We start from the raw sequence: 22,868 nt of genomic DNA on the forward strand, positions 1-22,868 counted from the left end.
CGGAAACCGGCGCAGTGGTCGATAAGGTCACATGGCAAAAAGCTGGACGCGTCACGGAACCGGGCCGCTACATGTTTCGGTTCGGCTGGCTGACGGTCACGGCTGACGACCTGAAGGTCTGGGAGCAATTTCCCGAGGCGGTCTTCACCCTCGTCAAGAAGCCCGACAGCGGCCCCGATTCCGACGAGTACCATCTCGGCCTGTTCGAGCTGCCCTCCGGCACCTCGCTCGATCCCGGCTAATCCTCGCCCTGCAGATCGCTCTCGGCCGGCGTCGCATCGACCGTGGGCCGCGGCGCGCTGGCGGGCACGCGCAGCGTGGTCTCGCTCTCGCCGTCGCCGGGAACTGCCGGCGACCACGGCCGGTCGATCCCGCCGGGCTTCACCGCATCGATGGCATAACCGCCCCTGATCCGCCGCAGCACCAGCGCGCCATGGCGCCGCAACCGCTCGGCGTCGATCACGGAGGCGGCGCAGTCCTTCGGCGCTGGCCGCGCCGTCACGATCAGCGCCGCGCGCTCGCAATCCTCGGCCAGCGCTTCCGGCCGTATCGCCAGCGCGACGAAGGCGCCGCCGAGCCCTTGCGTCACGCAGCCGCCGGGATCGCAGGAGACACCCTCGCCGAGCGACGCATCGGTCGCCGTCCGCGCATCGGCGTCGGCGGCCAGCCACTCCTTGACGAGGAAGACATCCTTCGCGCTGTGCATCAGATGCAGCCGCACGTCGCCGCCGCGCACCGCGACGTTGCGCCCGTCGGCGGAGACCAGCACGTCCGGCTGCGGCACAAGCAGCGCCCAGACCGATGCCACCACCAGCAGCACGGCGCCCGACCAGCGCAGCGGCGAGCGCAACAGCCCGAGCAGGATGATACCGGCGCTCGCCACGATCAGCGGCCCGGTACCGAAGGCCGCCATCCGGCCGACCGCGCCGGGGAGCGCGGCGACCCATTGCGTCACCAGGATCATCCAGTCGATGCCGAACCCCATGATCGCCCAGAACACGCCGTCGAAGCCGAACGGCATCGCGACGAGCCCGAGCAGGCCGGCCGGCATCACCACCGCCGACACCACCGGCATCGCCGCGAGGTTCGCGAGCAGCCCGTAGGGCGTGACGCGGTGGAAATGGAACGCGGCATAGGGCGTCGTCGCGAGCCCCGCCACCAGCGAAGCCAGCATCAGCACCATGAGCTCACGCCCGCCCCACAACGCGACGCGAGCAGTCACCGAATGGTCGGGCGACGCCAGCAGATTCGGCAGCCCGATCTGCACCAGCGCCACCAGCCCGAGCGTCGCGGCGAAGGACATTTGAAAACTCGGATGCACCAGCGCTTCCGGCGCGATCGCAAGCACGATCAGCGCCGCCACCGCCAGCGTGCGGAAGGTGATCGCGCGGCGGTCGACGATGACAGCGATCAGCACCACGGCCGTCATGAAGAACGATCGCTGCGTCGCGACCTCGGCTCCCGACAGCATTAGATAGAAGGCCGCGGCAACGAGTGCGGCCGCCGCCGCCCATTTCTTGATCGGGTGCCCCGCCGTCAGCGCCGGGAACAGCGCAAGCAGCGCGCGGATCGTGAAGAACACGACGCCCGCCACCACGGCCATGTGGTAGCCGGAGATCGACAGCACATGGCCGAGCCCCGAGATGAACATCGCGTCGTTGACCGGCGTCGTGATCGCATCGCGCCGGCCGGTGAGCAGTGCGGTCGCGATCGCGCGCTGATCGCCGTCGAGCGTGGTGCGAATGCGCGCGTCGATGGCATCGCGCAGGCCTTGCATGAAGGCGGCGTAGCGCAGCGCGAAGCCGCCGGTCGCCGGCGGCTCCCGGGTCTTGACTGCGCCCATTGCGAATCCGGAGGCACCGATACCCTGGAAATACAGGTCGCGGCCGAAATCATAGGAGCCCGGGCGCTGCGGCCCGAGCGGCGGCATCAGCCGCGCCTTCAATTCGACGAAACTGCCGACCTCGGGCGCGGTCCCCTTCTTCACCGAGAGCCTGACACGCTCGAGTTTTGGCACCTCGCGCTGGCTCTCCATCGAAACGACGCGCAGCACGAAGCGGTCGGTCTTCTCACGGATGTCGCGTGTCTCGACAAAGCCGGTCAGCGTTACCGAAAATATCGGCCGCGCCAGCACGCCGTGCGCAACCCGCGCCGTCTTCCATGTCGCCATCGCAAAGCCCGCGGCGACCGCGGCCAGCATCACGACGGCGGGAAACGCGCGCCGCCGCCGTAGCAGCAGAGCCAGCAGGCAGAGCATAATTGCGACTGCCGCCGCGACCGACAGCACCGGCTCGTGCTCGGCCGCGAAATAGAACGCAATGCCGGTGCCGAACGCCACCGGCACCCACGGCAATAGCCGGCCCGCGCCCGCCTCCGCGCGCACCCACTGCCGCAACGTCTCGACGAACGGCCCCCAGATGCTGACGCGCACCGGGACATAGCCGCCGGCCGGGATAGCCGCGCGCGGCGGCCACGTCCCCGCGTAGCCGCGTTTGCCGCCCGGCGTGATGCCCTGCTCCGCCATTCCGCTTGCGATCCCTGCCGGGCAGCAGGCTAGCGGATGCCGCAGCCACCCGACTAGCGGAACGGAACCGAAACACGCAACCGAAGGCTGTGAGCTGCGGGGACGGTTGGGCGCGGGCGCCCAGGCGGCGCCTAGATCAATGGCGTCTGCGACGAGACGTGGTGGCAGGCGATCTTCCAGTCGCCGTCCTCGCGCGCGATCACCCAGGTGATCTTGACGACGAGCGAAGGCGCATCGCCGTCGAGGAAGAACGACGCGATAGCAGCCATGTTGACGAGGCCGTCGTTCACGCGCTCCGCCCTGACATCGCTGAACTGAACCCGCGGCGCGCGCCAGCGCGGCAGGCCGTTGAAGTAGGCTTTGACGCCATCACGGCCGCGATACAGCGTTGGGTTCGAGCCGAAGAAGAATGCATGCTTCGAATAGAGCGCGGCAAGCGCATCCGCATCGAGCTTGCCGAAACCCGCAGACCATTGGGCGATAATGGCGGAGGCGATCTCGTCGGCTGCATCAGGCATCGATCGCCTCCGTCTGTTGTCGCAATGGACCCTAGTCCTTGCCTAACCCTTGCCGCCGACTTCCTTGGCGAAGGTGTCGCGCAGGCCGATGGTGCGGTTGAACACGAGCTTGTCCGGCGTCGAATCTGCGTCGCGCACGAAATAGCCCTGGCGCTCGAACTGCATCGCGTCGGGCGAATTGCCCTCGGCGATTGCGGGCTCGACCCGCGCGTCGCTCAGCACTTCCAGCGACTGCGGGTTGAGGTCGGCGGCGAAATCGGCGGCGTTCGGGCTCGGGTTGGCGAACAGCTGATTGTAGATGCGGATTTCGGCCGGCTTCGACTGCGCCGCCGGCAACCAGTGCATCGTCGCCTTCACCTTGCGGCCGTCGGGCGCGTTGCCGCCCTTGGTTGCGGGATCGTAGGTCGCGCGCAGCTCTGTGATCTCGCCGGAATCGTCCTTGATCACGCCGGTGCACTTGACGAAATAGGCATAACGCAGCCGCACTTCATTGCCGGGCGAGAGGCGGAAGAACTTCTTCGGCGGATTCTCCATAAAGTCGTCGCGCTCGATATAAAGCTCGCGGCCGAACGCGATCTTGCGCGTGCCGGCTTCCGGATTGTCGGGATGGTTGATCGCCTCGATCTCTTCGACCTGCCCTTCCGGATAGTTCTCGATGACGACCTTGAGCGGGCGCAGCACCGCCATGCGGCGCAGCGCGGTGCGGTTCAGCTCCTCGCGGATGCAGAATTCGAGCATGCCGACATCGACCACGCTGTTGGCCTTGGCGACGCCGATGCGCTTGATGAATTCGCGCACCGCGGCCGGCGGCACGCCGCGCCGCTTCAGCCCTGCGACGGTCGGCATCCGCGGATCGTCCCAGCCCGAGACATGGCCGTCACGGACGAGCTGCGTCAGCACGCGCTTGGACAGCAGCGTGTAGGTCAGGTTCAGCCGCGCCATTTCGTACTGGCGCGGTTTCGACGGCACCGGCAGCTTGTCGAGCAGCCACTCATAGAGCGGACGGTGATCCTCGAACTCCAGCGTGCAGATCGAATGGGTGATGCCCTCGATGGCGTCCGACTGGCCGTGCGCATAGTCGTAGCTCGGATAGATCGACCATTTGTCGCCGGTGCGCGGATGGTGGGCGTGCAGGATGCGGTACAGCACCGGATCGCGCAGGTTGATGTTGCCGGACGCCATATCGATCTTGGCGCGCAGCACGCGGGCACCGTTCGAGAACTCGCCAGCCTTCATGCGGCGGAACAGGTCGAGGTTCTCCTCGACCGAGCGGTCGCGGAACGGCGAGTTCTTGCCGGGCTCGGTCAGCGTGCCGCGGGACAGCCTGATCTCCTCCTGCGACTGGTCGTCGACATAGGCATAGCCCGCCTTGATCAGGCCCTCGGCCCAATCATACAGGCGCTCGAAATAATCCGACGCATAGAAGAGGTTCTTGCCCCAGTCGTAGCCGAGCCAATGCACGTCCGCCTGGATGGAGTCGATATACTCCTGCTCCTCCTTGGTCGGATTGGTGTCGTCGAAGCGCAAATTGCACTGGCCGCCGAACTCCTGCGCGATGCCGAAATTCAGGGCGATCGACTTGGCGTGACCGATATGCAGGTAGCCGTTCGGCTCCGGCGGGAAGCGGGTCACGATCCGGTTGTGCTTGTGGGAGGAGAGATCGGCCTGGACGATGTCGCGGATGAAGTCGCGCCCTGCCTCTGCCGTCGTGTCAGTCGTCATCAAAGGGTTCCCTGGAGGATCAAGCCCAACCTTCTGCCAAATTCGCGCCGTCCGGCCAAGGTCTGGTTTGTGGCCTGGTTTCAAGTCTGGTTTGGCGGGCAAAAGGTCAGCCGAGGCTTTAGTTATGTCCGGTTCCTGCTATACACCACCGCCGTCCACGCATACGTCTCGCTCGATCATGACCAATCCCGTCGTTACCCGCTTCGCCCCCTCACCGACCGGCTTCCTCCATATCGGAGGCGCCCGCACCGCGCTGTTCAACTGGCTCTATGCCAGGAAGCTCGGCGGCAAGATGCTGCTCCGGATCGAGGACACCGACCGCGAACGCTCCACCAAGGAGGCGATCGACGCCATCCTGGACGGCCTGAAATGGCTCGAGCTCGATTGGGACGGCGACGTCATCTACCAGTTCAGCCGCGCCGCCCGCCATCGCGAGGTCGCCGAGGGCCTGCTTGCCGCCGGGCGGGCCTATTACTGCTACGCCACGCCGGAGGAGCTCACCGCGATGCGCGAGAAGGCGCGCGCCGAGGGCCGCACCCGCCTCTATGACGGCATGTGGCGTGACCGCGATCCGGCGACGGCCCCTGATGGCATCAAGCCGACGATCCGCCTGAAGGCACCCCAGACCGGCGAGACCGTCATCGAGGACCAGGTCCAGGGCCGCGTGGTCTGGCAGAACGAGAACCTCGACGACCTCGTCCTGCTGCGCGGCGACGGCACCCCGACCTACATGCTCGCCGTCGTGGTCGACGACCACGATATGGGCGTCACCCACATTATCCGCGGCGACGACCATCTGATCAACGCCGCGCGTCAGAAGCAGATCTACGACGCGCTGGAGTGGGAGCTGCCGAGCATGTCCCACATTCCGCTGATCCATGGTCCCGACGGCTCGAAACTGTCGAAGCGCCATGGCGCGCTCGGCGTCGATGCCTACCGCGCGCTGGGCTATCTGCCGGCCGCCCTGCGCAACTACCTCGTCCGGCTCGGCTGGAGCCATGGCGACCAGGAGATCTTCTCGACCCAGGAGATGATCGACGCGTTCGACCTCCCGGGCATCGGCCGTTCGGCCGCGCGGTTCGATTTCGCCAAGCTGGAGAACCTCAACGGCCACTATATCCGGCAGAGCGACGATCAATCCCTCGTGACACAGTTCGAGAGCGTGCTGGATTATGTTCCTGAAGGCGCTGCGCTGAAGGCCAAGCTGAATGACACCACCCGCGCGCAATTGCTGCGGGCGATGCCGAGCCTGAAGGAGCGCGCCAAGACGCTGATCGAGCTGATCGCGGGGGCCTACTTCATCTTCGCCGATCGGCCGCTCGAGCTCGATCCGAAGGCGGCGGCGCTGCTCACGCCGGAAACCCGCGCGTTGATCGGCCGCCTGCGCACCGCGCTCGAGGCCGTGAACGACTGGACGGCGGAAACCACCGAGACCGCCATGCGGAATTTCGCCGAGCAGAACAATCTGAAACTCGGCGCCGTCGCCCAGCCGCTGCGGGTGGCGCTGACAGGACGCACAACGTCGCCGGGCATCTTCGATGTGCTGGCCGTCCTGGGACGCCAGGAGTGTCTGGCCCGTCTCGGCGATCAGGCGGCGTAATCCTGCATGGACCCCCTCCAGGGTCCATCTTGCAGCGCACATGGCAATGAGCTACCCAATCCCGGACGCTTTCTCAACAAGCCGTTCCGCCCGGCCATGGGCCGCAATTTAGCGACTGGGCATGGTCGGTTTTCGCAACGAATTCATCGGGGATATCACGATGGACGCAAAATCCAGCAAGACAGCCACACTCACCATCGGCAACAAGAACTACGATTTCCCGATCCTGAGCGGCACGGTTGGGCCTGATGTCATCGACATCGCCAAGCTCTACGGCCAGGCCGGGGTGTTCACCTACGACCCGGGCTTCACTTCGACCGGCAGCTGCCAGTCGAAGATCACCTATATCGACGGCGACGCCGGCGTCCTCGAATACCGCGGCTATCCGATCGAACAGCTCGCCGAGCACGGCGACTTTCTCGAGACCTGCTATCTGCTGCTCTACGGGGAGCTTCCGACCCCGGCGCAGAAGAAGGACTTCGATCATCGCGTGATCCATCACACGATGGTGCACGAGCAGATGGCCCGCTTCTTCCAGGGCTTCCGCCGCGACGCTCATCCGATGGCGATCATGGTTGCAGCCGTCGGCGCGCTCGCCGCGTTCTACCACGACTCCACCGACATCAACGATCCGAAGCAGCGCATGATCGCCTCGATGCGGATGATCGCGAAGGTGCCGACGCTGGCTGCGATGGCCTACAAATACACCATCGGCCAGCCCTTCGTGTATCCGAAGAACTCGCTCTCCTTCGCCGAGAACTTCCTGCAGATGTGCTTCGCGGTGCCGTGCGAGGACTACAAGATCAACCCGGTGCTCGCCGACGCGCTCGACAAGATCTTCATCTTGCATGCCGACCACGAGCAGAACGCGTCGACCTCGACGGTGCGTATCGCCGGCTCCTCGGGCGCCAACCCGTTCGCCTGCATCGCGGCCGGCATCGCCTGCCTGTGGGGCCCGGCGCATGGCGGCGCCAATGAAGCGGCGCTCGCGATGCTGTCCTCGATCGGAACGGTCGACAAGATCCCCGAGTTCATCGCGAAGGTGAAGGACAAGAACAGCGAAGTCCGCCTGATGGGCTTCGGTCATCGCGTCTACAAGAACTATGATCCGCGCGCCAAGATCATGCAGAAGATGTGTCACGCGGTGCTGGCCGAGACCGGCCACGGCGATGACCCGATGCTGAAGGTCGCGCTCGAGCTCGAGAAAATCGCGCTCAGCGATCCCTATTTCATCGACCGCAAGCTCTACCCGAACGTCGACTTCTATTCGGGCATCACGCTGAAGGCGATGGGCTTCCCGACCTCGATGTTCACCGTGCTGTTCGCGGTCGCCCGCACCGTCGGCTGGATCAGCCAGTGGAGCGAGATGATCGAGGATCCGCAGCAGAAGATCGGCCGTCCGCGCCAGCTCTACACCGGCGTCGCGCGCCGCGACTATGTGACGATCGACAAGCGCAAGTAAGCTTCGCCGTTAGGCGAATCCGGGACGGCGCCGTCATTCCTGACGGCGCCGTTTTCGTTTGCCGCGCGCGACCTCGGTTGCGAGCGCATCGAGGCGCGGCAGCCAGAACGCCCTGAAGCGGTCGAGCCAGTCATCGACCTCGCGCAGCCGCCCCGGCTCCACGGCATAGATGCGGCGCGTGCCGTCGGCGCGCACCGATGCGAAACCGGCGTCGCGCAGGATCCGCAGCTGCTGCGAGACCGCAGATTGGGTGATGCCGAATTCGCGCTGCACGACGGCGACGACGTCGCCGGAGCTATGCTCGCCGGTCGCCAGCAGTTCCAGGATGCGCCGGCGAACGGGGTCGCCGAGGATGTCGAAGGCGTCCACGGTGCGCTAGCCTCCGCCCGGCTCAGGCTCGCCGCAATAGAACGCCGTGGTGTTGGCCTCGGCCCGGCGCGCCGCCGCCTCGTCCGTGCCCGCCTTGATCGAAGCCCTGCACCAATCCGCGCTGCTGCGGCGGATGAAATCCCTGCCGTCCTCGGAGCCGGGCCACGCCGCCGCGGCCGCGCGATCGAACTGAGCACCCGGCCCCGCGGCGATGTAGAGCGCCAGCCCGATCAAGGCGAGATCCCAGCCGACACCGACTGCGCCCGGTCCGTAGCGATCCCAGAAATCTCCCTCGATCAGGGAAAGATGCTCCAGCTCGAGCCGCGTGCCACCCGCGCTGTCGCCGGCAAGGGTCACGGTGACCCAGCTGACGGTGCCCATCGCCTCCCAGGTCACCGCAAGCCGGCGCGGCGGCTCGCACGTCGTGATTTCACCGCCCGCCTGGCCCTGGAACTGATAGCGGCCGCCGAGCCTCAGGTCGCCCGAGATGGGCAGGAACCAACGCGGTATGCGCTCAGCATTGGTCAACACATCCCAGAGGTCGGCGATGTCGGTGTCGTAGCTGCGGGTCGCAATCACCGCCCGCGCCGGCTTGCCGTCGTGCTCCCGGACGGCGACCTCGCGAACAATGGCTCCGGCATAGGCAACGGGGTCGATCTTCATGGGCAAGCTCCGATCAATATTAGACTACACTAATATTAGCGCAATCTAAATATTTGAGGAAAGCGGAACCGTTGCGGTCGTATGCCGCCGCTGGAACGCGGGCATGATCGATTGGCTAGGCCGAACGCCGGGCCATCTCCGCCAGCACGATGTCGGCGGCGCGGACGCTCGGCGGCTGGTCGCCGGTCGACATCTTCCCATCCATCGTGGCGAACGCCACGAGCTGCCGCAGACGGTCGGGCGTATCGGCGAGTACGTCATGCAGCGCCAGCGCGAGCTTGTCCGGCGTGCAGTTCTCCTGCAGGAACTCGGGAATGATATCGCTTCCGATCACGAGATTGGCGAGGATCACCGACGACACCCGGATCGCGCGGCGCAGGATGAAGGCCTCGGCGGCGCCGACGCGATAGGCCGTCACCATCGGAATGCCTGACAGCGCGAGCTCCAACGTCACCGTGCCTGACTTGGCGAGCGCGGCGCGCGCGACGCGGAACGCGGCGCGTTTTTCGGTCTCGCCGATCGCGAGCCGCGGCGCGACCGGCCACGACGCGATTCCTTCGCGCACCATCGCCTCGAGATGCGGCATGGTCGGAAGCACGAGCTCGAACGGGGTCTGCTTGTTGAGCTGGCCGAGCGCCGCGCCGAACAGCGCCAGATGATGCCTGATCTCGCTGCGCCGGCTTCCGGGTAGCACCAGCAAGACCGGCGGCTGCGCGTCGCGCCGCTTCTGCTCCTCCTCGTTCGGCCGCAGCGAGGCGAGCTGCTCGGTCAGGGGATGGCCGACATAGCTGCATGGTGGTCCTTGCAGCTTGCGATATTCCTCCGGTTCGAACGGCAGCAGCGCGAGCACGTGATCGACATAGCTTCGCATCGCGCGCGCCCTGCCCGGCCGCCAGGCCCAGACCGACGGCGACACGTAATCGATGATCGGAATATTTGGATTGCGCGCGCGAACGCGGCGGGCGACGCGATGCGTGAAGTCAGGGCTGTCGATGATGACGAGCATGTCAGGCGGATCGGCGAGCACGGCATCGGCGGTGCGTCGGATCAATTGCAAAATCTTCGGCAATTGCTTCACGACGGCGGCAAAGCCCATGATCGAGAGCTCCTCGATCGGGAACAGCGGCGCGATGCCCTCGCCGGTCATCGCCCGGCCACCGACGCCGGAAAACTGCACGGCCTCGCCGAGCCGCGCGCGCAGCACCTGCATCAGCGCCGCGCCGAGACGATCGCCGGACTCCTCGGTCGCGATCAGGAAGATCTTGCGCACCGCGCTGGGACTGTGCGCCTGCATCAGCCGGCCAATCCGATGACAAACAGCCCTTTGGCATCCGCGACCTCGATCAGGGCCTGCGGGTCGGCGGCCAGCGTGTTGCCGGCGATCACGGCGATCCCGGCGATGCCGGCCGCCGCCGCACCCTCGACCGTCCGTGGGCCGATGGTCGGCAGATCGAAGCGCAGATCCTGCTGGCTCTTCGGCGCCTTCACCAGCACGCCGCGGCCGGCCTTGGTACGAATGCGGCCCTCGGCGCGCAGCCGCGCCACGCGCGCCAACAGGCCATCGGTGCCCTCGATGTCCTCGACCGCAACCACGTGGCCGTCGATCACCACCGCGGCCTGGCCGATGTCGAACGGGCCGAGCGCATCGAGCACGCCGCGCCCGCGCGCGATATCGGCCAGCGCAGCGCTGTCCGGCGTCGTACGCGTCACGGTGCCCTCCGGCATCAGGAGGTCGGGCGCGACGTCCTTGATCCCGACCATGCGGAATCCCTGCTGCTCGAGAATGCGGCCGACACTCGACAGCAGATGATCGTCGCCGCCGCGAAACGCGCGCACGACATGGCCGAGCAGCCGCAGCGTGCCCCAGTCGAGCCGGATCTCCGACAGCGCGGGACGCACCAGCGTGCCGATGAAGATCAGGTCGCGGCAGCCTTCGTCGCGGAACAGCCGGGTCGCCCGCCCGAGCTGGCCGACCGAGATCCAGCGGTGACGAAAGCGCTGCGCGCGCGCCGGATCGCAGGCGCCGCGCAGCGCAAACAGCACCGGCGTGATACCACGCGCGGCGAGCTGATCGGCGACCGCGAACGGCATGGCGCCGCCGCCGGCGATCACGCCGACCGGCGAGGAAAGCGAGGGAGCCGCTGACATCATGCTGGCGGCCATCCCCTGCTCAGTTGCTATCGGCGGGAAGGCAGAGCGGCCGGAGCTTGCCGCCCTCGATGAAGGCGAGGATTTCCGCGATCGCGGGATCCTCGCCAGCCAGCGGCTGTACCGACGCCAGTCGCTCGGCGAAGATGCCGGGGCCGTGGAACAGCTTCTGATAAAACGCGCGCACCACGGCCAGCCGCGCCTTGGTGAACTGGCGCCGCCGCATGCCGATGATGTTGAGCCCTTCGAGGACCGCGTACTGACCGTTGGCCAATCCGAACGGGATGATGTCGCCGCGCACGCCGCAGACGCCGCCGATCATCACCTGCGAGCCGACGCGGGTGAACTGATGCACCGCCGACAGGCCGCCGATATAGACGAAGTCGCCGATCTCGCAGTGGCCGCCCAGCGTCGCCGAGGTCGCGAAGATCACGCCGTTGCCGACCATGCAGTCATGGCCGACATGGCTGTTGTTCATGAAGAAGCCGCGATCGCCGACACGCGTGAGTCCGCCGCCCTTGATCGTGCCGACGTTCATCGTCACGCCCTCGCGGATCGTGCAGGCTTCGCCGACCTCGAGACGGGTCGGCTCGCCGCGATAGCTCAGATCCTGCGGCGGCCCGCCGAGCGCGGCAAACGGCGAGATGACGCAACCGGCGCCGATCCTGGTGTGCCCGCTGATCGTGACATGCGCGATCAGCTTGCAGTTTTCGCCGAGCACGACGTTGGGGCCGATGATGCAGTACGGACCGATTTCGGTGCCGGCCCCGATCACAGCGCCATCCGCAATCCGCGCAGTGGGGTCGATCATGCTCATGAAGTTTCGATCCGGAATTCGTTAATGGCGCCAAGGTGCTATCAAGGCGCAATGCTGTCGATTTGGGCGGTCGTTAGCGCGACTTTGCCCGCCCTGTCCAGTGACGTATCATGACGGCCTGTTGCAAACGACACGATCGTCCAGCGGGTCTGCTACAGCGCAGGCGAACGCAGGCTGCTGGTCGCGGTCAGAGGCAGCTACCAGCACTATTGCGGCGTGCCTGCCGAGACCTTCGACGCGCTGATGATCGCGCCGTCGATGGGCATCTATCTCAACCGCGTGTTGCGGATCGCAGGCGCGGACGGCCGGTACGCCTGTCGAACGTCCTGAGGCGATCGTCAGTTAGTCCGTCAGCATCGCACCGACATCGGCCTCGGCAACGACCTGGCCGTTGACCTTGGCGTCGCCGTGAAACCACCACATCGTCTTGCGGCGGCCGAGCGAGCGCATGTGGTACTCGATGGTGTCGCCCGGCATCACCGGCTTCCTGAACTTGCACTTGTCGATGGTGAGGAAGTACACGGCGCGCGGCTTCTCGGTGCCTTCGACCGACTTGATGCCGATCACGCCGGCGGTCTGCGCCATCGCCTCGATCATCATGACGCCGGGGTAAACCGGGCGATCCGGGAAATGTCCCTGGAACGGCGGCTCGTTGAAGGTGACGTTCTTGATGCCGATACCGCTGTAATCGGTGCGGATATTGATCACCCGGTCGATCAGCAACATCGGAAAGCGATGCGGGAGCGTCTTCAGGATATCGTTGATATCCACGAGCTCGAATTTGACCGGTGCCTCCTCCATCACTCCTGTTCCTTGCCTTTGGCTTCGTTGTCGCGCACCAGGCGCTCCACGGCGATAATTTCCCTGAACCACTGCTTGGTCGGCTTGGCGAAATGCCCGCCCCAGCGACCGTTGGCCGGGATGTCGTCCTTGACTGCACTCATCGCCGTCACCTGGGCGCCGTCGCCGATCTTGAGGTGGTTGTTGATCCCTACCTTGGCGCCGAGCGCGACATTGTCGCCGATGGTCAGGCTGCCGGCGAGCCCGATCTGGGCCGCCAACAGGCAGTGCCGGCCGATGATCACATTGTGGCCGATCTGGACCTGGTTGTCGATTTTGGTGCCCTCGCCGATCACCGTGTCGCGCAGGGAACCGCGGTCGATGGTCGAGGCGGCGCCGACCTCGACATCGTTCTGGATCACCACGCGGCCGGTCTGCGGCACCTTCACATGGCCCTTCGGCCCGAAGAAAATGAAGCCGTAGCCGTCCTGGCCGATATTGCAGGCGGGGTGGATCAGCACATTGTTGCCGATCAGGGCGAACTGAATGGTGGTCTTGGCGCCGACATTGCAGTCGCGGCCGATCTTGACGTCGGCGCCGATCACGGCACCAGCGCCGATGATGGTGCCCGCGCCGATCTCGACCCGCGGGCCGATCACTACCAGCGGATCGACGATGACGCCGTCCTCGAGACGCGCGGTCGGGTCGATGATCGCCGATGGCGCGATGCCCTCGGTACCGAACCAGGATTGCGGCCGCAGTGCATCGGCATGCCATTCACGGGCGAGCTCGACGAAGGCGAAGAACGGCTTCGCGGCCCGCAGCACCGCCGTGCCCTTCGGCACCTGCGCCTCGAAGCGCGCGCTGACCAGGCACGCACCGGCCTTGGTCGCGGCGAGCTGGTCGGCATATTTGAGATTGTCGAAAAACGCGAGATGCATCGGACCGGCCTCGTCGAGCGAGGCCAGCCCCCTGATCTGAAGCGCGCCCCTTTCGGGGTCGACCAGTTGCGCCTTCGTCAGCGCGGCAATTTCAGCCAGCGATGACGAAGGAGGACTCTTGAAGAAGATCGGCTGCGCCATTCCATCCGTCGCAGTCCGGTCGAGCAGCGGTATTAGAAAGTCGTACCGCCGCCAAACCGGAATTCTTGCACGCGGTCATACGCACCCTTGGTCAACGGCACCGCGTAGTCGAAGCGCAGCGGACCAAACGGCGACTGCCAGATCAGACCGACACCGACCGAGGTACGGACAACCTTGCTGTCGTCAAACTGCAGGCCAAGGCAGGTGCCCGGAGACGGAGCCTGCGTCGGCTTGATACAGCCGGGCGTGTTGACTTCGCCCGTCGCCGCCCACGAGGTCGGACCCTGGTAGTCGTACAGGCCGCCGGCGTCGGCATAGACCGCGCCCTTGAGCCCGACTTCCTTCGGCAGGAACCAGAACGGCATCTGCAATTCCGCCGACACGCCCCAGTACTTGGTGCCGCCGATCGCGTCCTGCGTACCGTAGGGGTTGATGTCACGCGGACCGATGCCGTTCGGCGCGAAGCCGCGGACAAGGTTCGGGCCCATCTGGAAGTGATCCAGCATGCGCAGCTCGTCGCTGCCCAGCTTGTTCAGGATGCCGCCCTGAGCATGGATCACGCCGACGATGTCCGACACCAGCGGGGTGTAGTACTTCGCGTCGATCGCGCTCTTGATGTAGCTGACGTCGCCGCCGACACCGGCGAAATCCTGCTTGAAGTCGATGATCAGACCGTCAGTCGGGTTCTTGTTGTTGTCGAGCGTATTGTAGTTGAGCGTGTAGCCCAGCGCCGAGGTGAGGGTCCGACCGGCAGCCAGCTCCTTGCGGACCGGCAGCGAGGCTTCGCCATCGCTGTAGCACCACAGGCCGATGCCCGACGAGTCGGTCGCACCGAGCGCGTTCGCGGCCGCCGCACCGTTCGACTGCACCCAGGCCGGCGACGGGTTGAACGCCAGCAGGCCGTTGCTGGTGTTCATGTTACAGTTGGCCAGCGTCGACGGCAGGGTGATTTCCTGCTGATAGATCGAGTAGCGCAGCTGCAGCGACAGATCTTCCCGCAGACTGAAGCCGAGGCGCGGGCTGAAGCCGAGCGTCTTGGTGCCGTAGGCGATGTAGCTGTTGGACAGCTGCTGGCGCTGGTAGAAATCGAGGCCGAGCGCGACGCGGTAGTCGAGCAGATAGGGCTCGACGAACGACAGCGAGTAGCCGCGGGCGTACTGGCCGTAGGTCACCGACGCCTTGGCGAACAGGCCGCGGCCGAGCAGGTTGCGCTCGGAGACGCTGACTTCGGCCAGCGCGCCGTCGGTGGTCGAATAGCCACCCGACACCGAGAAGTCGCCGGTCGACTTCTCCTCGAGATCGACGATCAGGATGACGCGATCGCTGGAGGAGCCCGGTTCCGTGGTGATCTTCACCGTCTTGAAGAAGTCGAGGTTCTTCAGCCGGCGCTCGGCGCGGTCGACCAGCGCACGGTTGTAGGCGTCGCCTTCCGAGATATCGAATTCGCGGCGGATCACGTAGTCGCGGGTGCGGCTGTTGCCGCGGATATTGATGCGCTCGATGTAGGTGCGCGGACCTTCGTCGATCGCGAAGGTGATCGAGACGGTATGATTGTCGAAATTGCGATCGCCGCGCGGCCGGACCACCGCGAACGCGTAGCCGCGGCGTGACGCCTCGATCTGCATCTCTTCGACCGACTTCTCCAGCGCCTCGGCGTTGTAGAGCGAGCCGACATTGACGCGCGAGAACGAGCGCAGTGCGTTCGGGTCGAGCGTGTTGATCGACGAGGTGTAGTTGACGGCCGCGACGCGGTACTGCTGGCCCTCTTCGATCTTGAAGGTAACCAGGAAGCCCTTCTTGTCGGGATCGTATTCGGTCAGCGCAGCCACCACCTGGACGTCGGCATAGCCGTTCTTGAGGTAGAAGCGGCGCAGCAGATCGCGATCGGCCTCGACCCGGTCGGGGTCGTAGACGTCGTTACCGCCGAGGAAGCTCAGGATGTTCGATTCGCGGGTCTTGATGACGTCGCGCAGACGGGACGCCGAATAGGCATTGTTGCCGATGAACTCGATCGACCGCACGCCGGTCTTCACGCCTTCATTGACCTCGAAGATCAGGTCGACGCGGTTGTTCGGCTGCTCGATGATCTGCGGATTGACCCGCACATCGTAGCGGCCGGAACGACGGTAGATTTCGGCGATGCGCAGGGCATCCGACTGGACCATCGGGCGCGAGAAGGTGCCGCGCGGCTTGGACTGGACTTCAGCGGTGAGCTGCTCGTCCTTGACCTTCTTGTTGCCCTCGAAGGCAACGCGGCCGATCACCGGATTCTCGACCACGACCACGACGAGGCGCCCGCCCCGCTGGTCAATGTGGACGTCCTGGAACAGGCCGGTCTCGATCAGCGCCTTCAGACCGTCGTCGATCTGGGCCTGACCCAGCCGACCGCCCGGACCGGGATGGAAGTAGGAACGGATGGTTTCGAGTTCGACGCGGCGATTCCCCTCCACCGTGATCGAATCAACGGTCTGCGCATACGCAGGCGCAGACACAGCAACGGTCGCCAAGGTGGCAACCACCGGCGCGGCGAACATGACCAAGGCGGCGAACAGCCCCCCCCTCACTCGCATTCCAAACATCATGCGCAACGCGCCCTTATCTTAACGGTGCCAGATCGTTCCCCAACGACCCGACAGATTCCCAACCTGCCGCTCAGCTTGTAACCAAATTTGCCAAGGGGGCAAACTTACTACAGCTGAACATTTCCATTTTCATACCAAGACGTTGCCCATCGGCAACGCCACAGAAAAGCCCTGTTTCAGGACCCGGCGATCCTGAGGATGTCGTTATACGTCGCAAACACCATCAGCATCAGAACCAAACCCAGCCCGATTCGGAAACCCACCTCTTGCGTCCGCTCCGAAAGCGGGCGGCCGCGGAGCGCCTCCGCGCTGTAGAACAGCAGGTGCCCGCCATCCAAAAGCGGGATCGGAAACAGGTTCAGCAGGCCTATCGACACCGAAAGGATGGCGCAAAGGTTGATGACAAACTGGAACCCGGCGCTGGCGGCCTGCCCGGACAGCTTGGCGATTCCGATGACCCCGCTCACCTCTCCCGGATTTCCGGTTCCAACGAACAGCGACCCCAGGAACTTGAGCGTACTGGCGATGATGTACCAGACCTGCTCGACGCCGATCTTCAGGGCTTCCAGCACCCCGACCGAGGCGCTGGTGGCCTCGCCGACCTGGGCCTTGTGCTCGATCCCGAGCACGCCGATTCGGTGGGCATTGCCGAAGGGATCCTTGACCTCCTTCAGCGCCGGCGTCGCCTTGAGCGCGACAACCGCGCCATCCCGCTTCACCTTGAACCCAAGCTCTGAACCAGCATTCGAAGCTACGATCCGCTGCATGTCCGCGAAGCTCTGGATCGCGCTGCCGTCGATCTCCACGACGACGTCACCGACCTTGAAGCCGGCGTTCGCGGCGACGCTTTCGGCGACCAGGCCGTCGACCCGGGCGATCGTGCTCGGCTTGCCGTAATAGAGCGCCATGCCCGCGAAAATCAGCGCGCCGAGGATGAAATTGGCGATCGGCCCGGCCGCGACGATAGCCGTGCGCTTGCCGACCGACTTGTGATGGAAGCTGCCTTCACGCTCCTCCGCCGTCATGGCCGCGAGCGATTCGGTCGACGGCGTCGAGGCCTCGCTGTCGTCACCGAAGAATTTGACGTAGCCGCCGAGCGGGATCGCCGAGATCTTCCAGCGCGTGCCGTGGCGGTCGTTGAAGCCGGCGAGCTCCGGCCCAAAGCCCAGCGAGAACGTCAAAACCTTCACGCCAGCCCAGCGCGCAACCAGAAAGTGGCCGAGCTCGTGAAAGAAGACAACGATGGTCAGGACGAAGAGAAAGGGAACAATATAACCGAGGAGCCCATGGCTCAACGCATTGATACTATGAAGAAAATACTCGGGCATTCGAACTCCCCTCGACAAGAGCCATGAGGCTCCGTCCCCGACCCTCTAGGTTGCCTTTAAGGCAATTTGAGGCAATAGGGCGGCAGCTTTATTTCGAGCGATATGGTCAACGGAAATCGCATCGTCCGCCGAGTGCAGTGGTGGCTGATTCCCGGACCTGATCCAATCGTTCATCGTCGCTTCGACCAGCCGCGCAATGGCACCGAACTTGATCTTGCCGGCTATAAACGCGGCAACCGCGATCTCGTTCGCGGCATTGTAGACCGTCGTCGCGCCGCGCCCCATCCGCAGCGCCTCATAGGCCAGCCGCAACCCGGGGAAGCGCTCGAAGTCCGGCGCCTCGAAGGTGAGCTGTCCGATCTTCGCGAGATCGAGCTTGGCGGACGGGCCGACGACGCGGTCCGGCCAGCCGAGGCAATGCGCGATCGGGATCCGCATGTCGGGGGTGCCGAGCTGGGCCACCACCGAGCGGTCGGAGAATTCGACCATGCCGTGGATGATCGACTGCGGATGCACCAGCACGTCGATCTCGTCGGGCGCCAAGGCGAACAGATAGGACGCCTCGATCACCTCGAGGCCCTTGTTCATCATCGACGCGGAATCGATCGTGATCTTCTGCCCCATGCTCCAGTTGGGATGCTTCAGCGCCTGTTCCAGCGTCGCCTGCTCAATATCCGCCGGAGCCCAGGTGCGGAACGGCCCGCCGGACGCGGTGATGATCACCCGCGTCAGTTCCTCGCGATTGCCCGACGCCAGCGCCTGGAACAGCGCATTGTGCTCGGAGTCTGCCGGCAGGATGCAGGCGCCGGCCTTCTTGGCCCGCTCCATGAAGATATCGCCGGCACAGACCAGGCATTCCTTGTTGGCGAGCGCGACGGTGGCGCCGCGATCGACCGCGGCAAGCGCGGGCTTCAGTCCGGCCGCGCCGCTGACCGCCGCCATCACCCAATCCGCCGGCCGCGCCGCCGCCTCGATGATCGCGCTGTCCCCGGCCCCGCATTCGATCCGGGTTCCGGCCAGCGCGTCCTTCAGCTCCGGAAGCTTCGCCGGATCGGCAATGGCAGCGAACCGCGCCCCGAACTCCTTGGCGAGCTTGGCGAGCCCTTCGACATTGCTGTTCGCGGTCAGCGCCTCGACCCGGTAACGGTCGCGCGTGCCGCGCAGCAGATCCATCGTGCTGTCGCCGATCGAGCCGGTGGCACCGAGGACGGTCACGGTCCGCACGGCGGACGCCGCCACGGCCTTGTTGTTACGCAACGGAACTGCGCTCATCTCATCACCAAACCATAAGACCGCGCCCGACGCCATCGGCGCCGCCGCGGAGAAAGCCGAAAATCGCCGCCACAATGACGGCCGCGACAAATCCGTCCAGGCGGTCCAGAAGGCCGCCATGGCCGGGAATGATGTGGCTCGAATCCTTCACTCCGAACCGCCGCTTCACCGCGGATTCGAAGAGATCGCCGAGCTGCGAGACCACCGACAACACGGCTCCGAGCAGGAGCAGCGGCCCGGTCGTCCCGATCTCGAAGGCGGCAAAGCCGGCCGCAACGAGCAGGCTCGCCACGAAGCCGCCGGCCGCACCAGCCCATGTCTTCTTCGGACTGACGCGCACCCAGAGCTTCGGCCCGCCGATGCTGCGGCCCGCGAAATAGCCTCCGATATCGGTGACCCATACGACCAGCAACACGAACATCAATGCGGCAAAGCCCTTCGCCGGATCGAGGCGCAGCACGACCGACGCAATCTCGGCCCCTGCCGCATAGAGCAATCCCGCAATCGCCCAGTTGCGCTGCGCGCCCGACGTCAGCGCCACGACGACCACGCCGATCACGAGGACAACCAGGGCCGCATCGATGCGGCCGGCCATCAGGCAAAGTCCGGCGACGAGCAGCGCGATCACGCCGGGCACCACAACACGGAGTTCGCGTCCGAGCCCGGTGACAGCGAGCCATTCCGCAAACAGACCGATCGCCGCCAACGTCACCAGGAGCGACCAGGCGATGCCGCCCATATAGGCCAGCGCAATCGCCACCGGCGCCAGCACCAGCGCCGCAACCACGCGCATCACGAGGTTGCGCGACCCCTGCTCGCTTGCTGCCTGCGGCTGCTCGCTTGCTGCCGCCGACGCGGCTTCGCCCTCGGTCACGAGCCGGTTTTCGCGGCGAGGCCGCCGAACCGGCGCTCGCGCTTGCCGTATTCCGCAATCGCGCCTTCGAGCGCCGCCTTGTCGAAATCCGGCCAGTGAATCGGCACGAACACCAATTCGCTGTAGGCGGCCTGCCACATCAGGAAGTTCGACAGACGCTGCTCGCCGCTGGTGCGGATGATCAGATCAGGATCCGGAATATCCGGGGCATCGAGATACTGACCGAGTGTGTCGGCATCGATCGAGCCTGCGTCGCGTTTGCCGTCGGCGACCTCGCGCGCAAGCCGCCGCGCCGCGGCAGCGATCTCCGCCCGCGAACCATAGTTGAAAGCAACAACGAGGTTGAGCTTGTCGTTGTTCCTGGTCAGCTCCTCGGCTTCGTTGAGCAGCGCGCAGATATCGGCATCAAGCCCGTCGCGCTCGCCGATCACGCGCACCCGAACCCCGTCGCGATGCAGCGTCGCCAGATCGTTGCGGATGAAGCGGCGCAGCAGGCCGAACAGATCGCCGATCTCGGTGGCGGGCCGCGACCAGTTCTCCGAGCTGAACGAAAAGATCGTGAGATAAAGGATGCCGAGCTCATTGGCGGCACGGACCACGCGGCGGAGCGCCTCGACGCCGCGGCGATGGCCCTCGACGCGCGGCAGCCCGCGCGAAGCGGCCCAGCGCCCGTTGCCGTCCATGATGATCGCCACATGCAACGGACTGCCGGAGCGATCCGGTCCGTCAGCTGCTGGGGCGGCGGCGTTCGACATCGGCTGTTCCTGTACCGTCTCAGACCGTCAGGATTTCCTTTTCCTTGGCGGCAAGCAGCTGATCGATTTCGACGATCATGCCGTCGGTCGCCTTCTGCACCTCGTTCGACAGGCGCTCCTGATCGTCCTCGGAGATCTCGTGATTCTTCTCGAGCTTCTTGATCACGTCGAGGCCGTCGCGGCGGACATGGCGCACCGCGACCTTGGCCGCTTCGGCGTATTTGTGCGCGACCTTGACGAGCTCCTTGCGGCGCTCCTCGTTGAGCTCGGGAATGCGCAGCCGCAGCACCTGACCTTCGGTCGCCGGCGACAGGCCGAGATTGGAATCGACGATCGCCTTTTCAACCGCCTTCACCATCGTCTTGTCCCAGACCTGCACCGAGAGCAGGCGCGGCTCGGGCACGCTGATGGTCGCAACCTGGTTGAGCGGCATATGCGAGCCGTAAGCCTCGACCTGGACCGGCTCCAGCATGGAGGCCGCCGCGCGGCCGGTACGCAGACCGCCGAGCTCGTGCTTGAGCGATTGTGTGGCGCCCTGCATGCGGCGCTTCACGTCGTTGATGTCAAAACCAGGTGCGGCCATGACGTTCTCCCTTTCACTAGAAACCGGCTGTCGACGCCCTCGGGTCCAAAGTCCCGGAGGCGCGGCAATCAGCCGGCGACGACCGTGCCGTGTCCGGTACCGCGCAGAATCGCACCGATCGAACCGGGCTCCGCGATCGAGAACACGATGATAGGCAGCGACGTCTCGCGGGCAAGCGCGAAAGCGGTCGCGTCCATGACCTTGTAGCCGCCCTCAATCGCCTGCGAATGGGTCAGGCGGTCGAAGCGCTTGGCTTTGGGGTCCTTCTTCGGATCGGCGCTGTAGACGCCGTCGACATTGGTGGCTTTCAGCACCGCCTGCGCGCCGATCTCGGCCGCGCGCAGCACGGCGGTGGTGTCGGTGGTGAAGAACGGATTGCCGGTTCCACCGCCGAGCAGGACGATGCGGCCCTCGGCAAGATATTTGTGCGTCGCACTACGGGTGAACAGCTCGGAGATCTCCGGCATCACGAATGCCGACAGGGTCCGCGCCGGGGTCCCCTTGCGCTCGATCGCCGCCTCGAGCGCGAGGCAGTTCATCATGGTGGCGAGCATGCCCATGGTATCGCCGGTCGGCCGGGACACGCCGCGCGAGGAGACCTCGACGCCGCGGACGATGTTGCCGCCGCCGATCACGACGGCGACCTCGATGCCGAGCTTGCGGGCCGCGATCAGGTCGTCGGCGACGCGATCGACCGTCGGTTGATCGATACCGAACCCGTGGGAGCCGGCCAGATATTCGCCGGACAGCTTGATCACCACGCGACGATAGATCGGCTCAGCCATGATGCGATCGCTTTCTTATCCCGCGCAGGCGGACCTCCGGCGCAAAGCGCCGGGGGCCTGGTGTCAGCGGCTACTTCTTGCCGCTGGCGGCCGCGACTTCGGCGGCGAAGTCGCTTTCCTGCTTCTCGATTCCCTCACCGAGAGCATAGTTCACAAAGCCAGCGATTTTGATCGGCCCGCCGACCTTACCCTCAGCTTCCTTCACCGCCTGGGCAACCGACTTGCCGCTGTCGTGGATGAAGGCCTGATCGAGGAGGCAGACCTCCTTGTAGTAGGTCTTCAGGCCCGAATCGACGATCTTCTCGATGACGTTCTCGGGCTTGCCCTGCTGGCGGTACTTGTCGGCCAGCACGTCCTTCTCGCGCTTGACGGTCTCGGGATCGAGCCCGGCCGGGTCGAGCGCCAGCGGCTTCGCCGCCGCGACGTGCATGGCGAGCTGGCGGCCGAGCACGGCGAGTTCGTCGGTCTTGCCGGCGGACTCCAGCGCCACGATCACGCCGATCTTGCCGGCGCCCTCGACGACGGCGTTGTGGACGTAGCTCGACACCACACCCTTGCTCACCTCCAGCGAGGTGGCGCGGCGCAGCGTCATGTTCTCGCCGATGGTCGCGATGGCGTCCGAGATCGCGGTCTCGACGGTGACGTCGCCGACCTTGACGGCCTTGATCTTCTCGACGTCGGCACCGTTGTGCAGCGCGACCTGGGCGATCATCTTGACCAGGCCCTGGAACTGCTCGTTGCGCGCAACGAAGTCAGTCTCCGAGTTGACCTCGACGAGCACGCCCTTGTTGCCCGAGGTCAGCGCGCCGATCAGGCCCTCGGCCGCGACACGGCCGGCCTTCTTGGCGGCCTTGGAGAGGCCCTTCTTGCGCAGCCAATCCTGCGCGGCCTGCATGTCGCCGCTGTTCTCGGTCAGCGCCGCCTTGCAATCCATCATGCCCGCGCCGGTCGACTCGCGGAGCTCCTTGACCATCGCTGCTGTGATCGCTGCCATCGTTCAATGT

At 65.5% G+C, this 22,868-nt stretch carries 22 protein-coding genes; 4 read left to right on the forward strand and 18 right to left on the reverse strand.

Annotated features, from left to right (window positions below; genetic code table 11):
• Positions 1-14: 14 nt before the first annotated feature.
• Positions 15-242: a hypothetical protein gene (locus tag BI327_RS00170; protein WP_076857658.1), complete on the forward strand. Its 228-nt coding sequence runs from the start codon at positions 15-17 to the stop codon at positions 240-242.
• Here the strand turns inward: BI327_RS00170 and BI327_RS00175 are convergent.
• The 3 genes from BI327_RS00175 to BI327_RS00185 form a co-directional block, all read right to left on the reverse strand.
• Positions 239-2,524: a ComEC/Rec2 family competence protein gene (locus BI327_RS00175; RefSeq protein ID WP_076857659.1), complete on the reverse strand. Its 2,286-nt coding sequence runs from the start codon at positions 2,522-2,524 to the stop codon at positions 239-241. The two genes, BI327_RS00170 and BI327_RS00175, sit on opposite strands and share 4 nt — an antisense overlap.
• Before the next feature lie 131 nt (positions 2,525-2,655).
• Positions 2,656-3,042: a YybH family protein gene (locus BI327_RS00180; protein ID WP_076857660.1), complete on the reverse strand. Its 387-nt coding sequence runs from the start codon at positions 3,040-3,042 to the stop codon at positions 2,656-2,658.
• Positions 3,043-3,084: 42 nt separating this feature from the next.
• The gene (locus tag BI327_RS00185) at positions 3,085-4,764 is read right to left on the reverse strand and encodes a glutamine--tRNA ligase/YqeY domain fusion protein (RefSeq protein WP_076857661.1); all 1,680 of its coding nucleotides are present in this window, start codon (positions 4,762-4,764) and stop codon (positions 3,085-3,087) included.
• Between the two features lie 178 nt (positions 4,765-4,942).
• Between BI327_RS00185 and gltX the strand changes: the two genes are divergently transcribed.
• Together gltX and gltA are read left to right on the forward strand one after the other, a co-directional pair.
• On the forward strand, positions 4,943-6,364 hold the full coding sequence (gene gltX, locus BI327_RS00190; protein ID WP_076857662.1) for a glutamate--tRNA ligase: 1,422 nt from the start codon (positions 4,943-4,945) through the stop codon (positions 6,362-6,364).
• A 160-nt stretch (positions 6,365-6,524) separates the two neighbouring features.
• Positions 6,525-7,826, forward strand: coding sequence for a citrate synthase (gltA, locus tag BI327_RS00195; protein ID WP_076859081.1), 1,302 nt, complete (start codon positions 6,525-6,527; stop codon positions 7,824-7,826).
• 33 nt (positions 7,827-7,859) lie between these two features.
• On the opposite strand, the gene BI327_RS00200 is transcribed toward gltA, so the two are convergent.
• The 5 genes from BI327_RS00200 to lpxA form a co-directional block, all read right to left on the reverse strand.
• Positions 7,860-8,195 (reverse strand): ArsR/SmtB family transcription factor, encoded by a 336-nt coding sequence (locus BI327_RS00200; protein ID WP_076857663.1) that lies wholly within the window; start codon positions 8,193-8,195, stop codon positions 7,860-7,862.
• Positions 8,196-8,201: 6 nt separating this feature from the next.
• Entirely contained in the window at positions 8,202-8,858 is a 657-nt protein-coding gene (locus BI327_RS00205) for an SRPBCC family protein (RefSeq protein ID WP_076857664.1), read from the reverse strand.
• A 115-nt stretch (positions 8,859-8,973) separates the two neighbouring features.
• On the reverse strand, positions 8,974-10,152 hold the full coding sequence (gene lpxB / locus BI327_RS00210; RefSeq protein WP_076857665.1) for a lipid-A-disaccharide synthase: 1,179 nt from the start codon (positions 10,150-10,152) through the stop codon (positions 8,974-8,976).
• Complete coding sequence (locus BI327_RS00215; protein WP_076859082.1) at positions 10,152-11,009, reverse strand: LpxI family protein; 858 nt, start codon at positions 11,007-11,009, stop codon at positions 10,152-10,154. Before BI327_RS00215 ends, lpxB begins: the two co-directional genes overlap by 1 nt.
• A 19-nt stretch (positions 11,010-11,028) precedes the next feature.
• On the reverse strand, positions 11,029-11,823 hold the full coding sequence (lpxA, locus tag BI327_RS00220; RefSeq protein ID WP_076857666.1) for an acyl-ACP--UDP-N-acetylglucosamine O-acyltransferase: 795 nt from the start codon (positions 11,821-11,823) through the stop codon (positions 11,029-11,031).
• Between the two features lie 135 nt (positions 11,824-11,958).
• On the opposite strand from lpxA, the gene BI327_RS00225 reads away from it, so the two are divergent.
• Positions 11,959-12,153, forward strand: a complete 195-nt coding sequence (locus BI327_RS00225; protein ID WP_083741875.1) for a KTSC domain-containing protein — start codon at positions 11,959-11,961, stop codon at positions 12,151-12,153.
• A gap of 12 nt (positions 12,154-12,165) precedes the next feature.
• Here the strand turns inward: BI327_RS00225 and fabZ are convergent, their stop codons facing one another.
• The 10 genes from fabZ to tsf all read right to left on the reverse strand — a co-directional run bounded on the left by fabZ (position 12,166) and on the right by tsf (position 22,858).
• Positions 12,166-12,624 (reverse strand): 3-hydroxyacyl-ACP dehydratase FabZ, encoded by a 459-nt coding sequence (fabZ, locus tag BI327_RS00230; protein ID WP_076857667.1) that lies wholly within the window; start codon positions 12,622-12,624, stop codon positions 12,166-12,168.
• Complete coding sequence (lpxD, locus tag BI327_RS00235; protein WP_076857668.1) at positions 12,624-13,685, reverse strand: UDP-3-O-(3-hydroxymyristoyl)glucosamine N-acyltransferase; 1,062 nt, start codon at positions 13,683-13,685, stop codon at positions 12,624-12,626. The genes fabZ and lpxD overlap by 1 nt, the downstream gene beginning before the upstream one ends.
• Before the next feature lie 32 nt (positions 13,686-13,717).
• Positions 13,718-16,267 (reverse strand): outer membrane protein assembly factor BamA, encoded by a 2,550-nt coding sequence (gene bamA / locus BI327_RS00240; protein WP_076857669.1) that lies wholly within the window; start codon positions 16,265-16,267, stop codon positions 13,718-13,720.
• Between the two features lie 176 nt (positions 16,268-16,443).
• Positions 16,444-17,595 (reverse strand): RIP metalloprotease RseP, encoded by a 1,152-nt coding sequence (rseP, locus tag BI327_RS00245; protein ID WP_076857670.1) that lies wholly within the window; start codon positions 17,593-17,595, stop codon positions 16,444-16,446.
• Between the two features lie 45 nt (positions 17,596-17,640).
• Positions 17,641-18,867 (reverse strand): 1-deoxy-D-xylulose-5-phosphate reductoisomerase, encoded by a 1,227-nt coding sequence (dxr, locus tag BI327_RS00250; RefSeq protein WP_076859083.1) that lies wholly within the window; start codon positions 18,865-18,867, stop codon positions 17,641-17,643.
• Between the two features lie 4 nt (positions 18,868-18,871).
• Positions 18,872-19,741 (reverse strand): phosphatidate cytidylyltransferase, encoded by an 870-nt coding sequence (locus BI327_RS00255; RefSeq protein WP_083741876.1) that lies wholly within the window; start codon positions 19,739-19,741, stop codon positions 18,872-18,874.
• Positions 19,738-20,496 carry an isoprenyl transferase gene (locus BI327_RS00260; RefSeq protein WP_076857671.1) on the reverse strand — a complete coding sequence of 253 codons (759 nt, stop codon included), beginning with the start codon at positions 20,494-20,496 and terminating at the stop codon, positions 19,738-19,740. Before BI327_RS00260 ends, BI327_RS00255 begins: the two co-directional genes overlap by 4 nt.
• Positions 20,497-20,515: 19 nt before the next feature.
• Positions 20,516-21,079, reverse strand: a complete 564-nt coding sequence (frr, locus tag BI327_RS00265) for a ribosome recycling factor (RefSeq protein ID WP_024583513.1) — start codon at positions 21,077-21,079, stop codon at positions 20,516-20,518.
• Between the two features lie 68 nt (positions 21,080-21,147).
• Positions 21,148-21,864: a UMP kinase gene (pyrH, locus tag BI327_RS00270; RefSeq protein ID WP_038385104.1), complete on the reverse strand. Its 717-nt coding sequence runs from the start codon at positions 21,862-21,864 to the stop codon at positions 21,148-21,150.
• Between the two features lie 70 nt (positions 21,865-21,934).
• Entirely contained in the window at positions 21,935-22,858 is a 924-nt protein-coding gene (gene tsf, locus BI327_RS00275) for a translation elongation factor Ts (RefSeq protein WP_076857672.1), read from the reverse strand.
• Positions 22,859-22,868: the final 10 nt, after the last annotated feature.

The organism is Bradyrhizobium mercantei, assembly GCF_001982635.1.
Lineage (GTDB): Bacteria > Pseudomonadota > Alphaproteobacteria > Rhizobiales > Xanthobacteraceae > Bradyrhizobium > Bradyrhizobium mercantei.

Excerpts from the sequence above, each read along its gene's own strand:
- dxr (WP_076859083.1), bottom strand. The coding sequence starts at position 18,867 with ATGAGCGCAGTTCCGTTGCGTAACAACAAGGCCGTGGCGGCGTCCGCC.
- BI327_RS00205 (WP_076857664.1), bottom strand. The coding sequence starts at position 8,858 with ATGAAGATCGACCCCGTTGCCTATGCCGGAGCCATTGTTCGCGAGGTC.
- bamA (WP_076857669.1), bottom strand. The coding sequence starts at position 16,267 with ATGATGTTTGGAATGCGAGTGAGGGGGGGGCTGTTCGCCGCCTTGGTC.
- lpxA (WP_076857666.1), bottom strand. The coding sequence starts at position 11,823 with ATGAGCATGATCGACCCCACTGCGCGGATTGCGGATGGCGCTGTGATC.
- fabZ (WP_076857667.1), bottom strand. The coding sequence starts at position 12,624 with ATGGAGGAGGCACCGGTCAAATTCGAGCTCGTGGATATCAACGATATC.
- tsf (WP_076857672.1), bottom strand. The coding sequence starts at position 22,858 with ATGGCAGCGATCACAGCAGCGATGGTCAAGGAGCTCCGCGAGTCGACC.
- gltA (WP_076859081.1), top strand. The coding sequence starts at position 6,525 with ATGGACGCAAAATCCAGCAAGACAGCCACACTCACCATCGGCAACAAG.
- BI327_RS00175 (WP_076857659.1), bottom strand. The coding sequence starts at position 2,524 with ATGGCGGAGCAGGGCATCACGCCGGGCGGCAAACGCGGCTACGCGGGG.
- pyrH (WP_038385104.1), bottom strand. The coding sequence starts at position 21,864 with ATGGCTGAGCCGATCTATCGTCGCGTGGTGATCAAGCTGTCCGGCGAA.
- frr (WP_024583513.1), bottom strand. The coding sequence starts at position 21,079 with ATGGCCGCACCTGGTTTTGACATCAACGACGTGAAGCGCCGCATGCAG.
- BI327_RS00215 (WP_076859082.1), bottom strand. The coding sequence starts at position 11,009 with ATGATGTCAGCGGCTCCCTCGCTTTCCTCGCCGGTCGGCGTGATCGCC.
- BI327_RS00260 (WP_076857671.1), bottom strand. The coding sequence starts at position 20,496 with ATGTCGAACGCCGCCGCCCCAGCAGCTGACGGACCGGATCGCTCCGGC.
- BI327_RS00180 (WP_076857660.1), bottom strand. The coding sequence starts at position 3,042 with ATGCCTGATGCAGCCGACGAGATCGCCTCCGCCATTATCGCCCAATGG.
- lpxB (WP_076857665.1), bottom strand. The coding sequence starts at position 10,152 with ATGCAGGCGCACAGTCCCAGCGCGGTGCGCAAGATCTTCCTGATCGCG.
- lpxD (WP_076857668.1), bottom strand. The coding sequence starts at position 13,685 with ATGGCGCAGCCGATCTTCTTCAAGAGTCCTCCTTCGTCATCGCTGGCT.
- rseP (WP_076857670.1), bottom strand. The coding sequence starts at position 17,595 with ATGCCCGAGTATTTTCTTCATAGTATCAATGCGTTGAGCCATGGGCTC.
- BI327_RS00185 (WP_076857661.1), bottom strand. The coding sequence starts at position 4,764 with ATGACGACTGACACGACGGCAGAGGCAGGGCGCGACTTCATCCGCGAC.
- gltX (WP_076857662.1), top strand. The coding sequence starts at position 4,943 with ATGACCAATCCCGTCGTTACCCGCTTCGCCCCCTCACCGACCGGCTTC.